Below are 14,499 nucleotides of genomic sequence, written 5' to 3' on the forward strand. Positions count from 1 at the left end.
GACGGGTTGACCTTGGCGGTCAGCCCTTGCGCTCCTGAAGGGTGTTGCCGCCATCCACGACGATGACGGCTCCGTTGACATAGCTGGCGCCGTCGGACGCCAAGAACAGCACAGCCGCGGCGACCTCCTCCGGAGTGCCGGCGCGTCCAAGCGGCGTGTTTTGCGCCGCGAGGAGTTCTTCCGGGGTCGAGGCGCCCGTCGCGATCCAGCCCGGCGCCACGGCGTTCACGGTGACGCCGCTGCGGCCGACCTCCAGCGCAAGCGCATGCGTCAGCCCGACCATGCCTGCCTTGGCGGCGGAATAAGCGGCCTCGCCTTCGTTGGAAACGTAAGGGCCGGTGACCGAGGCCATGTTCACCACGCGTCCATGGCCGCGCTCTACCATGCCGGCCAGAAATGCGCGTGTGGCAAGGAATGTGGTCTTCAGGCTGACATCGATGCCGCGGTCCCAGTCGCTTTCGCTGAGATCGAGAAATCGCCGCTGCAGCGCCGGCTGAGCGACCGTTCCCATCCCGGCATTGTTGACGAGGATATCGATCTCGCCGACCTCCGAGCAGAGCCGCTCGACATCCGCTGCACGCGTCAGATCGGCCACCACCGCACGAACGTCGAGCCCCTCCGCCCGCAGCTCTTCAGCGCGCTGCTCGACGCGATGCGACGAGGCGGTGATCGCGACCGCAAGCCCGGCGTCGCCGAGTGCGCGCGCCACCGCGACGCCGATGCCGTCGGCGGCGCCCGCGCCGGTCACCAGCGCCGTGCGGGATTTGCGAAACGTGGTCATGAGCCCTCCAAGGCGATGACGCCAATGCCGCGAGTCAGTATCCGGCGCTGATGCCGAAATCGATCGAAAGCGCGGCCCCGGTGATCGGCGCCGCGCCGGGCTGGCAAAGATAATGGATGAAGGAGGCGATCTCTTCCACGCCGATGAACCGTGCTCTTTCCCCTTGCGGGTAGTGCCCAAGGAGCCGGCGCTTGTAGCCGTCCGGGTCATCTCCGCCATAGGTCCTTGCCTGATACTCGATCATCGGCGTCGCCGTGTCGCCAGGACAGACGGCGTTGACCCTGATGCCGTGCGGCGCAAGCTCCAGGGCGAGAGCCTTGGTCAGCAGCACCAGCCCGCCTTTGGAGGCGCAATAGACCGCCGCGCCGCTGTTGCCGACGATGCCCGCGTCGGAGGCGATATTGATGATAACGCCCTGCGCCGCCGACAGGTGCGGAATGGCGGCCGAGATCAGGAAAAAGGCGCCTTTGAGATTGACATCCAGCACCAGGTCCCATTGCTCTTCGCGGACCTCGCTTGCCGCTCCCTCGAGCCAGACGCCGGCGGCGTTGACGAGAATGTCCAGGCCGCCTCCCCACTCGCGCGCCTTGTCCACAACCTCCCGGCAGGCGGCGACGGAACGGACGTCGAGCGGCAGACCGATCGCGTTCGCACCGGTGGCAGCAATCTTTGACACGGCCTCGTCGAGTTTCGCGCCGGGAAGGTCGGCGAGCACGATCCGCTCGTCGTCAGCCGCCAGGCGCAGCCCCGTCGCAAGACCCATTCCCCCGGCGCCGCCCGCGATCAGGACGGTTCTTCCAGCCATTCGACAACCTCCGCTGTGCGATGAGCGTTGCGGCGAGACACGGTCCGGCATCCGAACCACGTCGGAGAGACATCTCGCATGCGCCAAGCCCGACAATCAATGATCACAGGACCGAAGCCATTCGCTTCGCGATCACCCCAGCTCCAGCGTCGTGATGCCGAAAACCTTCGACGGCGCATTGCCTGGTTTCCCGCCGCGGTACATGCGGGTCGTCGTGAAACCGGGGACCATGCCGACAGCCTGAAGCACGGCGGTAAAGCCGATCTGAGTGGCCGGCACGTCGATATGCAAGGCTTCGCCCGCCGTCCTTCCCGTCAGTTCCACCATCAAAGCCAGAGCTGTTTCCATGTCATCCGCGAACAGCGGACCGACCTTGAAACCTTCGCGGCATCGGCGCGCCACGCCGTAGCCGGCAAGGCCGGTCGAGCCAGTGGACATCATCGCGATCCGGGGCGGCCGCAGCCATTCCCGCAGGAAGGCCTCCCGAGGCGCCGGAAAGCACTGGCGGTCATAGGCCAGGATCTCGGCTGTCTCGGCGGCCTCAACGGACCGGATTTCCCGCCCCCCGGTCAGTCCCGCCGGACGACCGCTGAAGCGGACGGTCTCATAAGCCGGCACGAACCCTTTGTGTTGGTAGTTGGCCCGCTGCTCGGCTACGCCGTCGAGGCCGACAATGCGGTCGCCGAGCCGAGCCATGCCGGCATCCCAGACCGCCTTGCCATGGCCTTCACCGCGCCGATCGGGCCGGCAGATATAGAGGCCGATGAAACCGAACTCCGCGCCATAGGCGACGGCCGAGATGCCGGCCACCATCTCGCCGCCGACGATGGCACCGACAAATCCTTCCGGATCGGCGGCCCTGAGCGCGGTGGCATCGCCGATGCCCGGATTCCATCCCTCCCCCGCCGCCCACTCGACGAGCGTTTCCACCTCGCTGGCGGTCAGCGTCCGGATCGTTCTCGGCATGGCTTCACTCGGCGGCGGCCTAGAGGCAACGGATTTCAAGCCTCCAGGATAGGTCGCCGCCAGCAGGTTGCAAAGACCGGTTTTGGACGTTGCCGACCTGTCCACTCACGAAGCCCAAGCGTCGATGCTACTTCGCCGATTCGGCGAAGAGGCCGCCCATTGAACGCTAGACCGTCGAGCGGATTATTATCCGGGTTTTTCGAATCGATGCAAAGGGTTAGCAAGAACGCGCCGAAACATCAGCTGTTGTTCCAATGGGTAACTGGACACGACCGTGGAAGGCGGGGAATCTTCTTTGGTCGTTGCTTCGAATTGAATGGAGTGCCGCAGGAAATGCCCTTGAGCGCCGAAGAAATCGCCAGTCATCCGGCAGCTCTGCGCGGTGTCAAGGAGCAGTCGCGCGCGCTCATCCATATCTACGAAACCAGCCCGCGCCTTGCCGCCGTTTTTGCCACCCAGCAGCGCTGGCTGCTCGGCCATGTCGGACTTGCGCTGCATTTCAGGCGCGACCCCGATGACCGCCGCACCGAAATGACCGTAGCGCGTTTCATCGAGGTCGTGCGCCGCAACTCAGTCGCCAGCCGCAACACCGCCGAAGCGTTCGTCAAGGAAATGCTCCATTACAACGTCGCCGAATACATTTCATCGCGTGGCGATGGCCGGACTCATCCCTTGCGGGTGACCGCGGCCACAATCGAGACCTTTACCGGCTGGATACATGCCCATTTGCGAACGCTCGACCGCATCGATGGCGGAGCCCGGCTGACGACTTTCCTTGAACACCCCGATATGCTGGCCAAGCTGCAGCCATTGATCTGCGACGGATTGCTTGCATCCATTCCGGTGCGGGAACCCCAGCAAACCTTCTCGTTGTTCATCTGGCTCAACAACGGCGGCATCGTCATGGACTGGCTGATGTCGGGTATCGATCCGGAGGACGCCAGCCTCGAGAAGATTCCGACCGGCGTCATTTCGATCAGCGAATTCGCGCATTGGCTGAAACTGTCGCGCACGCATCTGGCGCGCAAGCTCCGCGACGCCGAGGCGCTCGGCAGCATCGGCTGGGTCGGGCAGCGCGGACATTCCGTCATGTGGGTGTCGCGGCAGTTCTTCGACGAGTATATGGCCGTTCAGGCAGCCAAGCTCGCGATCGTCGACGCAGCCTTCGAGGCGTGTTTTTCCGGCGCGAGCGAAGGCTGAGCGCCGCGGCGCCTGCTCCGAGCTTGCCGTGACGGCGCGCAAAGAGACGCGCCGTTGAGCCGCTTCGACCATGACGCGGCGCTCAGAGCAATTCCAGGAAAGTGTGAAACGGTCTTCCGTCCGGAATTGTCAAATCAAAGAGATAGGGCGATTTGCCGTTTCCGTGAAACGGTGAACCGCTCTATGTCCTCAGTCGATGTCGAACGACACGCCTTGCGCCAAAGGCAGCGCCTTGGAGAAGTTCACCGTGTTGGTGGCGCGCCGCATATAGGCCTTCCAGGCGTCCGAGCCGCTCTCGCGGCCGCCGCCGGTTTCCTTCTCTCCGCCGAATGCGCCGCCGATCTCGGCGCCCGACGTGCCGATATTGACATTGGCGATGCCGCAGTCCGAACCGTCGACGCCGAGAAAGCGCTCCGATTCCTGCAGGTCGCGGGTGAAGATCGAGGACGACAGGCCGGCGCCGACCGCGTTGTGCAGGTCGAGCGCCTCGTCGAAATCGGCATATTTCATCACATAGAGGATCGGCGCGAAGGTTTCTTCCGTCACCGGCGAAACCTGCTTCGGCATTTCGACGAGCGCCGGATGCACATAGTAAGCATCGGGATGGCCGTTCTCGAACCGCTTGCCCCCGGTCACCTTGCCGCCATGTGCTTCCGCTTCTTTCAATGCCTTCTGCATATTGTCGAAGGCGGCCTGGTCGATCAGCGGACCGACCAGCGCCGAGGTCTCCAGCGGATTGCCGACCGAAACGCTCTGATAGGCCTTCTTCAAGCGCGGCAGCAGCGCGTCATAGACACTCTCATGCACGAACAAACGCCTGAGCGTCGTGCAGCGCTGGCCGGCGGTGCCCATGGCGCCGAACGCAATGGCGCGCAGCGCCATGTCGAGATCGGCGCTCGGGCAGACGATGCCGGCATTGTTGCCGCCGAGCTCGAGCACCGCGCGTGCAAAACGCTTGGCCAGCCGCGGACCGACCTCGCGGCCCATGCGGGTCGAGCCCGTGGCCGAGACCAGCGGCACCTTCGGATGGTCGACCAGCACCTCGCCGACGGCGCGGTCGCCGATCAGCACCTGGAGCAGGCCTTCCGGCGCATCGGCGAAACGCCTGGCGGCGCGCTCGAAGATCGCCTCGCAGGCAAGCGCCGTCAGCGGCGTCTTTTCCGACGGCTTCCACACCACCGCGTCACCGCACACGAGTGCAAGTGCCGCGTTCCACGACCACACCGCGACGGGGAAGTTGAAGGCCGAGATCACGCCGACGACGCCGAGCGGATGCCAGGTTTCCATCATGCGGTGTCCAGGGCGCTCGGTGGCGATGGTCAGGCCGTAGAGCTGGCGGGAAAGACCGACCGCGAAATCGCAGATGTCGATCATCTCCTGTACTTCGCCGAGACCCTCGGACGGGATCTTGCCGACCTCGATCGACACCAGCCGGCCGAGCTCCGCCTTGTGAGCACGCAACTCCTCGCCGAGCAGGCGCACCAGTTCGCCCCGCTTCGGCCCCGGCACCAGCCGCCAGGCCTGGAAGGCATTGTGCGCGGCATCGATAGCCTTGCCAGCATCGACCGCCGAGATCGACTTCAGTGCCGCGATCTGCTCGCCCGTCACCGGGCTGCGCACGATGAGGTCGCCGCCGGAAAGCGTATCCTTGGCGACGCCAAGTTTCTCCAGAAGTGAGGCCGTTTCCTTCGCAATCGTCATGTTTGTTCCTTTTCAGATCTCGCCTTGGATATGGCGAGCGTCGAAGCCTTGCGCCACGTCTTGTCGCCGCCCTGAGGCACGACGGCGCTTTCATGGCGTGGCATTACTCGTTTCAGGGAAAAACCGCCACCCCGGGATGGTCCAACCCCGGCGCGCAAAATTGGGCCAGCAGTGAAAGTGGGATCAGCGCGCCTTCTTGGCCTGCGACGTCTCGGTGCTTTCCTTGATCAGCCGGTCGATATGCATGCGGATATGAGCGGCTTCGGCGGCGGTATTGGCTAAAGCGATCGCGCGGTCGAAGGCCACGCGCGCCTCCTCGCTGCGGCCAAGCTGCATCAGCAGGCCGCCCTTCAGGCCGAAGAAGTGGAAATAGCCTGCCAGCCGATCTTCCAGCGGCTCGATCATTGCCAGCGCCGATTCGGGGCCGCGCACCTTGCTTACCGCGACAGCGCGGTTCAGCGTCACTACCGGCGACGGCTGCATCTGCTCGAGCAAGCCGTAGAGCAGGTCGATCTCGGTCCAGTCCGTATCCTCGGGTGTTGCCGCCCGCGCATGCAATGCCGCGATCGCCGCTTGCACCTGGTATGGGCCAGGCTTGCGATGACGCAGCGCCTTGTCGACCAGGGCAAGGCCCTCGTCGATCATCTTGCGGCTCCAGAGCGACCGGTCCTGATCCTCGAGCAGCACGATCTCGCCATGCGCGTCGAAGCGCGCCGGCGCGCGCGCATGCTGGAGAAGCAGCAGCGCCGTCAGCCCCATGATCTCCGGTTCCTGCTGAAACAGCCTGAGCAGCAGCCGGGCGAGCCGGATCGCCTCCTCGCAGAGCGGCGCGCGGGCCGGCGCCTCGCCGCCATTGGTCGAATAGCCCTCGTTGAAGATCAGATAGATCATGGCCGCGACCGCCGCCAAGCGCTCGGAACGCTCGACCGCGCCTGGCGTCTCGAACGGCACGCCGGCATCGGCGATGCGCGCCTTGGCCCGGGTGATGCGCTGCTCCATGGCGCTCTCGCCGACGAGAAAGGCCCGCGCGATCTGCTTGACGGTCAGGCCGGAGACGATGCGCAGCGCGACCGCGATCTGCTGCGTCGCCGGCAGGTCCGGATGGCAGCAGATGAACAGGAGCCGCAGGATGTCATCGCGATAATGCGCGCCGTCGAGCCGCTCGGCCATATCGCCTTCGGCATCCTCGAGATCGGAGATCTGGTCCTCTTCCGGCATCGGCGCCTGCTTGGCGCGCTTGCGCACCGCGTCGATGCCGCTGTTGCGGCCGACGAAGATCAGCCAGGCCGCCGGATCGCGCGGCGGGCCGTTTTTCGGCCAGTTCTTCAGCGCCCTCAGGCACGCATCCTGGAAAGCTTCTTCCGCGGCGTCGAGGTCCCGGAAATAGCGCAGCAGCGCGCCCATCGCCTGCGGACGGGCGGTGCTGATCGCGTTGCTGATCCAGGCAAGCTCGGTCATGCGGGAACCTTTGTCGGATTGAAGACCGAGATCGGCCTGATCTCGTAGGAACCACCGCTCGGATTGACCTCGGAGAGTTCGCGGGCGAACTCGACGGCTTCGTCCAGGTGATTGCATTCGAGCGTGTAGAAGCCGAGGAACTGCTCCTTGGTCTCGGCGAACGGGCCGTCGAGCACCACCGATTCGCCCTTGACCTTGCGGAGCGTCGTCGCGGCTGTGGTCGGCAGCAGGCGCGCCACCGGCCCCAGCCGGCCTGCCCTGGCGTATTTGTCCTGTACGTTGAGGAGCTTTGCCATGACCTCCTCGTCCTGTTCCTTGCTCCAGGAGCAGACGACGTCTTCGGAGGCATAGCAGAGGATGGCATAAAGCATGGCGCGTCCTTTCCGTATCAAAGGACGCAACAGTAGGACCCTTCCCGACACAAGGTCGACAAAAAAGTTGTAGGGCTATCGAGGGTTTACGCTATCCTCCTGGTGGTCAGGCTTCGCGCGCCTGCAGCCATCTCAGCACCAGCGTCTCCTCCTCGTCGAGGCCCGGTATAAGGCGCTTTCGTTTGTTGGCTTCGGCTATTTCGCCGAGCAGCTTCCCTTCGGCCCACGCCTCGAATACGAGCGGATGGATATAGCACCGGCGGCAGACGGCTCGCGTATTGCCGAGTCGTTCGGCGACCTTGTCGACGACACTGTTCATCACGCGGTTTTTCTGGGTGATGCTCTCGGGCAACTCCGCCTGCGCGAACAGGGATGCCGCATGGATGGTGCCGCCCCAGGTGCGAAAATGCTTGGAGCTGAACTCCGGGCCAGATGCCTCGCGAATATAGCGGTTGACGTCCTCCGACCGCAGCGGCCGGCGTGTTCCCTCGTCATCAAGATACTGAAACAGCTTCTGGCCAGGCAGGTCCTGCGCGCCGCGCACGATCTTGGCGATGCGTCGGTCGACGAGCTTCAGCTTCCATTCCTTGCCGGACTTGCCCATGAAGGAGAAGCGCAGGCTGGAACCGGTGATTTCGACATGGCGGTCGCGCAGCGTGGTCAGGCCGAAACTCTTGTTGTCGCGGGCATAGGCGGCATTGCCGACACGGATCATGGTGTTGTCGAGCAGCCAGACGACAGAGGCGACAACGCGCTCCAGTGGCAGTCCATGACGGCGCAGATCGGCATCGACCTGGCGCCTCAAGGAGGGCAGGCTTTCCGCGAAAGCAACGAGGCTGGAGTATTTGACGCCGTCCCGTTCCTCGGTCCACTGCGGATGATAGCGGTACTGCTTGCGTCCGCGCTGATCCCGGCCGGTCGCCTGGATATGGCCGTTCGGGTCGGGCGAGATCCATACATCCGTCCACGCCGGCGGAATGACGATCGCCTTGATACGGTCGAGCGTCGCCGCGGTGACCGCACTCCCGTTCGGGCCGACATAGGAAAATCCCTTGCCTTTTCTCAGGCGCCGGATGCCCGGATCGGCATCGCTGACATAGCTGAGCGCGGCGCGCTCGGCGGAACTCTGCGCGCCGTTCCCTTGTATTTCCAGACCACCCGCCAGGCGGCCGAAGGACGATTGTGCTCGTTGCAGCATGGTAACTCCACGGAACTGGTCCGTAGATAAGCCGCGCGACAGCGGCTGGTTCCGCCGTCCCCAGAGGGCGTCCTTCAGCTCCGCCGGTCGGCGGACACCTCAGCCATCCAAAGCCTGCCGTCGTCGACATGGGTGGGAAAGTAGTCTCGCCCGGCCGGTATCGCTTCCAGAACCGCTCCCGACTCGTCCGTCAGATAGTCGTAGCCGATCTGCTGCAAACGTTGCTCCGGATCGAGATGATTGTAGAGGTCGCGACGTGCCACGCGCCGTTTCGGCTCGATCATCTTCAAATGATAAAGATTAAGGCCGCTGTCCCGAAGCTTGAAGCGCAGATCTTCGGGGAACCAGGCCTCATGCAGCCCTTGCGAGCGGCTCAGATCCGGGTGATAGGCGGGGAAAAGCCTGTGCTGCATCTTTTGGCCCCAGACGCCGTCGATGCGATAGCTTGCCGGCGTATACATCTCCCTTAGTCGAAATCCCCAGGCATTGCGCCTGGACCCGCTGGTCAGTTGGCCGATCCGGCTGGCCACGGCATCTTCCAGCCTTTCGTCCGGATCGATTGCCAAAAGCCAATCGGCACCCGCCTCATAAGCCGCGGCAACGAGCGCGCGCCGCCTCTGCGGTTCATTGCTGAAGACCGCATCCGCCGCCCGATCGTCATAGGCGATCCAGCCATCGACGATTGCGTCGAGATTGGCGAGGAGGTCTGGCACAAGATGCGCGTCGTAGCGATAGCTGAAAATGGCGACGATCCTTTGCCGCGACCAAAGCCATCGACCGCGCCGCCGGCGCGGCTGCTTCATCTCCATGGTGATCATGGCCGCGTGCCTGTCCTATCGCCATGCGTTACGCCGACGGCTGCCCCCAGAGATTTTGCGAACAATGCCGCCCATACGATCGGCAGCGATAACATCGCGAAACGTCTATCCTCTTCGGCCAGGCCTTCTTTTGCGAACTTGCCGACATTGCGCCGGTCCCGAAACACCCCTTTGAAAATCCGCAATGGCTTTCGGTGCCCAACGGATTTGAGGTAGGTCCCATATCGGTATCCGCGCAGATACTGGTCGACAATCACTCGGATCAGCCGTGTCTCGTTGCGATGGACGGTAAGCACCGCCGGCTCCCATAGCGGCACTATCGCCTTCGGCAGCCTTTCCAGGAATTCCGTGTCTTCTCCCGTCGCCATTTGTTCGTCGAATAGCCCATACCGATCGAACAATTTTCGGTCGAAAGAAACACCGTAGCGAAGTGCCTTATGAGCGGGAAGACCTGGCAGGCGCCGCATATAGGTAACGAGATGGGCCGCGCACGCGACCAGATTGCGCGGATGACTGTTGGCGATGGCGCTTGCCACGGCCGCGACGCCTTCCCGGTGATGGCGCAGCCGGACCTCTGCCCATCGCGGGCATGCCAGGCAATCATCCGCGAGAAAGGCGATGAAAGGAGCTTTCGTCGCCGCTATGCCGCGATTTCTCGCGGCCCCGGCAAAGAGCCTTTCTTCGCACTCGATGACTGGCACGTCGAGTCCGGCATTGGCCAGAAGCGCCTGGGCATTCCCGCCGCCGGAATTCACGACCACCACCTCGAGCGGGATGTTCTGGCCGAGCACCGACCTGACCGCCGCGACCAGATCGGTCGGAGCCCGAAAACCTATCACCACGACTGCAAGTTCCGGCCCGTCGGCCATCAGGCACTTTGCAGCTGGACGCGATGGGCTGGGAACCGGCGCCGCGCCGCGATTTTGAGCCGGTAGCGCATGCAGCGCCAGATGTCGGTGGAAACCTTGGGCGCCGCTTCGGCAACCGCCAGGAATTTTGCCGCCGTTTCGAGATCGCCGCGAGCGTAGTGTACGCGGGCGATCTTGAGCGCCACAAGCCCTTCCCTCGCTTTCAACGACGATTTCGCAATGCCGCAGTCGGCGAGTTCGCGCAGCGCCAGGCGCCATTCGAGGAAGCGTCGCGCAGGCTTTATCGCGAAGCGGTCATCCGAACGGTCCGACGATACGAAGTAGATCATGATCGGTTGCCTCACGACCGCGAGCGATGCCTTGCTCATAACCCGCGCCCAAAACAATGTGTCCTCGTCGTAGGCAAGACCGGTCGGGAAGCGCGTGTCGCCGACCGTATGCCGCGACACCAGCGCGCTGCCGACGGCAATCGACCGTATCCTGCCATCCACATAGGCGGAGGCATTGGCGAGTCCGGCAGTCATGTAGCCGGCCGGCGTTTTGAACTGTCGGTCCCGGCCATCGGTCCGCCGGCGGTAGGCGCCGACCACCATATCGGCGCCTGGCTTGGCCCTGGCCTTGGACAGCAGCGTCCGCAACCCGCCCTCGATATGCAGATCGTCGGCGTCGATCATATAGATCCAGGGGAAGCGCGCCTCGGCCAGCGCAAGATTGCGGGAGCCGCCCGCGTCTCGACAATTGGACCGGATGATCCGGAACGGCAGCGCCAGCCGCGAGGCTGCGTCCGCGGCCACGGCCGCCGTGTTGTCCGTCGAGGAATCGTCGACCAGTATCACTTCGCCGATGATCTCGGCTTCCGAGCGCAAGGTTGCCAACGTGTCTGCAACGGTTGCCGACGCGTTGTGTGCTGGAATGATGATGCTGACCGATGTCAACAATTGAACTCCGCGCAAGTGCCCGGCAGGCCGGTCCACGGTCCGGCGGCAAGATAGCGGCGGGATCGCGATTTGAGAAGCAGCCGCATCACCGATCGTGCGCCTTCAGGCAGCGACCGGGATGACATCGACCGCCTGCTCGCCGATCTGCTCGCCGGTGATTTTCAGGACGCCGACAATCGGCGCCACGTCGGAATAGTCGCGGCCGTATCCCACCGTGATATGGTCGTTGCTCGCCCGCATGCCGTTGGTCGGATCGAATTCCTGCCAGCCGGCATCGCGCCCGCACCAGGCCTTGACCCATGCATGCATGGCGTCGGCGCCTTCGAGCCTCGGCTTACCCTTGGGCGGGATCGTGCGCAGGAAGCCGCTGACATAGCCGGCGGGGATACCAAGCCCGCGCAGCCCGGCGATCATGATGTGCGAGAAATCCTGGCAAACCCCACGCTGAAGCGCAAAGGCATCGCTGGCGCGCGTCTGCACCGTGGTTGCCTTGCCGTCATAGGTGAAATCGCGGTGGATCCGATTGCAGAGATCGACCGCCGTGGCGATCGCCGAACCGGCGAGGCTTTCCCGCGCATATGCCGTGATTACCGGATCGATGCCGGCGTGGTCGCTGGCGGCGAGGAAGTGATGCGGCGCCTCGGCGGACAGCGAACGCACCGCGTCGAGTTCCGCCCTCAAGCCGTGAATGTCGGGCGAGACGTCGAGGCCGGCTTCCGGCCGCGACACCGACACACGGGCGCTCATCCTGACGTGGAGCTCCTCATGCGCGTCGCGAACGGCGATCGCAGTGACGTTGTTGCCGAAGAAATCGGAAAAATCCGCGCGCTCGGCCGGATTCGGCTGGAACGACAGCGAGGCGGCGATAACCCGCTGCACGCCGGCGATCGTCTGCGGCAGCACGCGCACCTGGTGCCTGCCGCCGCCGGCTGCAGCCGCATAGCCGTAATGAAGATGAAGCCTGACGTCGTAGAGCATTTATCCGAAATAGGCCTTGGCGAGACTGTTGTAGAGATCGCCGATCTGAATGGCGAGATCGTCCAGCACCTTCGCGGTCATGTCCTGAGGCTCCATCACGGCGAGCGCCGTGTTGAGCTGCAGGATTTCTTTCGCCGCGGGCGACATATGTCCCTCGCCCCCGACGGAAGGCAGCATGCCGATCTCGGCCTTGAGCCGCTCGAACTGGAACAGGATCGAGCGCGGGTTGAGCGGATCGAGCGCCAAGAGGTCTATAGCCGTGCGCCGGCCTGACTGAACCGGATATTGCCGGCGGTGGGTCATGACGCTGTCGCCGATCTCCAGCATCATGTCGAGTGCGCCGTCGGGCGCGTCTGCCTTTGTCAGCCTGGCTAGCGTGCGCGCGATCTGGATGCCACGTTCCAGTCGGCGGCCGATCTCCAGGAAGCGCCAACCGGTGAAGCGGTACATGTTCTCGTGCAGCAGCCCCGAGAAGCCCGCAAGCTTTCGCAGCATCACGGTCATCGCCCGCGTCGCGTCGTCGCCCGGCGCGACCGTCTCCGCGAATTTGTGGATGGTCTTCGACAGATCCTTCAGCGCCAGCCAGCCATCCGGCGAGAAGCGGTCGCGGATCTGGCCGGCGCTGTAGACGGCGCTGTCCAATGTGCCGATCAATCCAAGCGGGATCGCGGTTTCGACCTCGATGCCGAACGGTTCGAGATAGTCTCTGATGTCGGCGAGCAGCGGCATCTCGGGGTCGGATGTCTCCGCCAGCCTGACGTGATAAGCGCGCAGCACCCGCACCGTGTCTTCCGAGCGCTCGATATAGCGGCCAAGCCAGGTCAGGTTTTCCGCGGCGCGGCTCGGCAGGCTGCCGGGCATGGTGCGGGTGAAGCCGTCGGTCTCCTGCGGCAGCAACGTCTCCCGCTCGACAGGCCTGTCGCTGACCACCCAGACATCCGCCGCCTGACCGCCGCGCTGCATGGCCATCGCGGTCGGGTCGAGCGAGAAGCCGACGCGTGCAAAGCCGCCGGGCATCACCGTCCAGCCTTCGTGTGTTCGCGCCAGGTAGACGCGCAGACTGGCGGGCCGCGGCTCCAAGCGGCCGCCGGCAAAGACCGGCGTAGTCGAGAGCGTGACCGCCTCCTGGCCGACGAAGCCAACCCCGTCGGCTTCGATCCGCGCGATAAGATCCGCCCGCTCTCCGGCCGAAAGCGCCGAACCGAGCCTGGTCGCGCCATCGTCCTCGAAGGCAAGCCGTGTCGACAGCGCCGGGCCGACCACCATGCGGTCAATATTGGCCAGCACATGGTCGCGTTCGGCCTGCTGTCCGCACCACCAGGTCGCAATGTTCGGCAGCTTGAGTTCCTCGCCATGCAATTCCCGCGCGATCCGCGGCAGGAAAGAAAGCAGCGCCCGCGTTTCCGCCAAGCCGGAACCGAGCCCGTTGACGGCCGAGACGGTGCCGCGCCGGATCGCCTCGACCAGCCCCGGCGTGCCGATCTGCGAGTCCGGTTTGAGCTCCAGCGGATCGGCGAAAGCGGCATCGAGCCGCCGCCACAAAACGCCGATCGGCATCAGGCCCGAAACCGTGCGCACCATCAGCCGGCCGCCGGACACCGTCAGGTCCTCGCCTTCGAGCAGCATAATGCCGAGATAACGCGCGATATAGGCGTGCTCGTAATAGGTCTCGTTGAGCGGTCCGGGCGTCAGGATGGCGACGCGGCCGCCGGAATCCTTCGCCATGCCGTTCAGCGCATCACGGAAGCGGCGGAAGAAGCCGGCCAGGCGATGCACATGCAGCTCGCCATAGATGTCAGACAAGGCGCGCGTGGTGGCAACGCGGTTCTCCAGCGCAAAGCCGGCGCCCGACGGCGCCTGCGTGCGGTCGCCCAGAACCCACCAGCGGCCGTCGGGGCCGCGGCCGAGCTCGAAGGCGACCATGTGCAGGAAATGGCCGCTGGCCGGACGGACGCCGACCACCGGGCGCAGATATTCCGGGCTCGCCGCAATCAGCCCCGCCGGCAGGATTCCCTTCTCGATCAGCCGGTTCGGCCCGTAAATGTCGGCCAGCATCGCCTCGAACAGGTCGGCGCGCTGGACGAGGCCGGCGCTGATCTCGGCCCATTCCTTCTCGTCGATCAGCAGCGGGACATGCGCCAGCGGCCATTCGCGCTCGTTGGCGCCGGCTTTGTCGTAGACGCGGTAGTAGACGCCGGCATCGCGCAGATATTGGTCGGCGCGGGCAAAGCGCTGTCCGAGCGCCTCAGCCCCCAGATCGTCCAGCGCTCCGATGAAGGACCGCCAGGCCGGGCGCGGATTGCCCGACGCGTCGACCATCTCGTCGACGACGCCTTCGATCGGCCGGTAATGCTCCAACAGGCTCTGCGCCCGCGGCCTGCCGCCCGCCCGTTTCTGATTCCCCTTGGCCATGCTC

13 protein-coding genes are annotated in these 14,499 nt (G+C 64.6%); 1 reads left to right on the forward strand and 12 read right to left on the reverse strand.

Annotated elements, in window-relative coordinates; translation table 11 throughout:
• Window positions 1-19: 19 nt before the first annotated feature.
• From A9K71_RS24770 to A9K71_RS24780, 3 genes are all read right to left on the reverse strand, one after another.
• Window positions 20-781, reverse strand: a complete 762-nt coding sequence (locus A9K71_RS24770; protein WP_067002320.1) for an SDR family NAD(P)-dependent oxidoreductase — start codon at window positions 779-781, stop codon at window positions 20-22.
• Window positions 782-815: 34 nt separating this feature from the next.
• Entirely contained in the window at window positions 816-1,586 is a 771-nt protein-coding gene (locus tag A9K71_RS24775; protein WP_067002323.1) for an SDR family oxidoreductase, read from the reverse strand.
• 132 nt (window positions 1,587-1,718) lie between these two features.
• Window positions 1,719-2,552, reverse strand: a complete 834-nt coding sequence (locus tag A9K71_RS24780; protein ID WP_067002325.1) for a GNAT family N-acetyltransferase — start codon at window positions 2,550-2,552, stop codon at window positions 1,719-1,721.
• Between the two features lie 333 nt (window positions 2,553-2,885).
• Between A9K71_RS24780 and A9K71_RS24785 the strand changes: the two genes are divergently transcribed.
• Window positions 2,886-3,752 (forward strand): hypothetical protein, encoded by an 867-nt coding sequence (locus tag A9K71_RS24785; RefSeq protein WP_067002327.1) that lies wholly within the window; start codon window positions 2,886-2,888, stop codon window positions 3,750-3,752.
• 189 nt (window positions 3,753-3,941) lie between these two features.
• Here the strand turns inward: A9K71_RS24785 and A9K71_RS24790 are convergent, their stop codons facing one another.
• The 9 genes from A9K71_RS24790 to A9K71_RS24830 form a co-directional block, all read right to left on the reverse strand.
• A complete protein-coding gene (locus A9K71_RS24790; RefSeq protein WP_067002330.1) occupies window positions 3,942-5,453 on the reverse strand; it encodes an aldehyde dehydrogenase family protein in 1,512 nt (503 codons plus the stop codon).
• Between the two features lie 183 nt (window positions 5,454-5,636).
• Entirely contained in the window at window positions 5,637-6,911 is a 1,275-nt protein-coding gene (locus tag A9K71_RS24795) for an RNA polymerase sigma factor (protein ID WP_067002332.1), read from the reverse strand.
• A complete protein-coding gene (locus A9K71_RS24800) occupies window positions 6,908-7,282 on the reverse strand; it encodes a YciI family protein (RefSeq protein WP_067002334.1) in 375 nt (124 codons plus the stop codon). The genes A9K71_RS24795 and A9K71_RS24800 overlap by 4 nt, the downstream gene beginning before the upstream one ends.
• 106 nt (window positions 7,283-7,388) lie before the next feature.
• Window positions 7,389-8,480 carry a DNA topoisomerase IB gene (locus A9K71_RS24805; protein ID WP_067002336.1) on the reverse strand — a complete coding sequence of 364 codons (1,092 nt, stop codon included), beginning with the start codon at window positions 8,478-8,480 and terminating at the stop codon, window positions 7,389-7,391.
• A gap of 74 nt (window positions 8,481-8,554) precedes the next feature.
• Window positions 8,555-9,298 (reverse strand): hypothetical protein, encoded by a 744-nt coding sequence (locus A9K71_RS24810; RefSeq protein ID WP_067002338.1) that lies wholly within the window; start codon window positions 9,296-9,298, stop codon window positions 8,555-8,557.
• Entirely contained in the window at window positions 9,295-10,167 is an 873-nt protein-coding gene (locus tag A9K71_RS24815; protein ID WP_067002340.1) for a glycosyltransferase, read from the reverse strand. Before A9K71_RS24815 ends, A9K71_RS24810 begins: the two co-directional genes overlap by 4 nt.
• Complete coding sequence (locus tag A9K71_RS24820; RefSeq protein ID WP_067002342.1) at window positions 10,167-11,102, reverse strand: glycosyltransferase family 2 protein; 936 nt, start codon at window positions 11,100-11,102, stop codon at window positions 10,167-10,169. Before A9K71_RS24820 ends, A9K71_RS24815 begins: the two co-directional genes overlap by 1 nt.
• Window positions 11,103-11,207: 105 nt before the next feature.
• Window positions 11,208-12,083 carry a transglutaminase family protein gene (locus A9K71_RS24825; protein WP_067002343.1) on the reverse strand — a complete coding sequence of 292 codons (876 nt, stop codon included), beginning with the start codon at window positions 12,081-12,083 and terminating at the stop codon, window positions 11,208-11,210.
• Window positions 12,084-14,495, reverse strand: coding sequence for a circularly permuted type 2 ATP-grasp protein (locus A9K71_RS24830; RefSeq protein WP_067002345.1), 2,412 nt, complete (start codon window positions 14,493-14,495; stop codon window positions 12,084-12,086).
• Window positions 14,496-14,499: the final 4 nt, after the last annotated feature.

Origin of the sequence: Mesorhizobium sp. WSM3873 (assembly GCF_001672445.1) — a bacterium.
Classification (GTDB): domain Bacteria; phylum Pseudomonadota; class Alphaproteobacteria; order Rhizobiales; family Rhizobiaceae; genus Mesorhizobium.

Bases quoted from the DNA above. Each gene is read 5' to 3' on its own strand.
- A9K71_RS24770 (WP_067002320.1), bottom strand. From the start codon at position 781: ATGACCACGTTTCGCAAATCCCGCACGGCGCTGGTGACCGGCGCGGGC.
- A9K71_RS24775 (WP_067002323.1), bottom strand. From the start codon at position 1,586: ATGGCTGGAAGAACCGTCCTGATCGCGGGCGGCGCCGGGGGAATGGGT.
- A9K71_RS24780 (WP_067002325.1), bottom strand. From the start codon at position 2,552: ATGCCGAGAACGATCCGGACGCTGACCGCCAGCGAGGTGGAAACGCTC.
- A9K71_RS24785 (WP_067002327.1), top strand. From the start codon at position 2,886: ATGCCCTTGAGCGCCGAAGAAATCGCCAGTCATCCGGCAGCTCTGCGC.
- A9K71_RS24790 (WP_067002330.1), bottom strand. From the start codon at position 5,453: ATGACGATTGCGAAGGAAACGGCCTCACTTCTGGAGAAACTTGGCGTC.
- A9K71_RS24795 (WP_067002332.1), bottom strand. From the start codon at position 6,911: ATGACCGAGCTTGCCTGGATCAGCAACGCGATCAGCACCGCCCGTCCG.
- A9K71_RS24800 (WP_067002334.1), bottom strand. From the start codon at position 7,282: ATGCTTTATGCCATCCTCTGCTATGCCTCCGAAGACGTCGTCTGCTCC.
- A9K71_RS24805 (WP_067002336.1), bottom strand. From the start codon at position 8,480: ATGCTGCAACGAGCACAATCGTCCTTCGGCCGCCTGGCGGGTGGTCTG.
- A9K71_RS24810 (WP_067002338.1), bottom strand. From the start codon at position 9,298: ATGATCACCATGGAGATGAAGCAGCCGCGCCGGCGGCGCGGTCGATGG.
- A9K71_RS24815 (WP_067002340.1), bottom strand. From the start codon at position 10,167: ATGGCCGACGGGCCGGAACTTGCAGTCGTGGTGATAGGTTTTCGGGCT.
- A9K71_RS24825 (WP_067002343.1), bottom strand. From the start codon at position 12,083: ATGCTCTACGACGTCAGGCTTCATCTTCATTACGGCTATGCGGCTGCA.
- A9K71_RS24830 (WP_067002345.1), bottom strand. From the start codon at position 14,495: ATGGCCAAGGGGAATCAGAAACGGGCGGGCGGCAGGCCGCGGGCGCAG.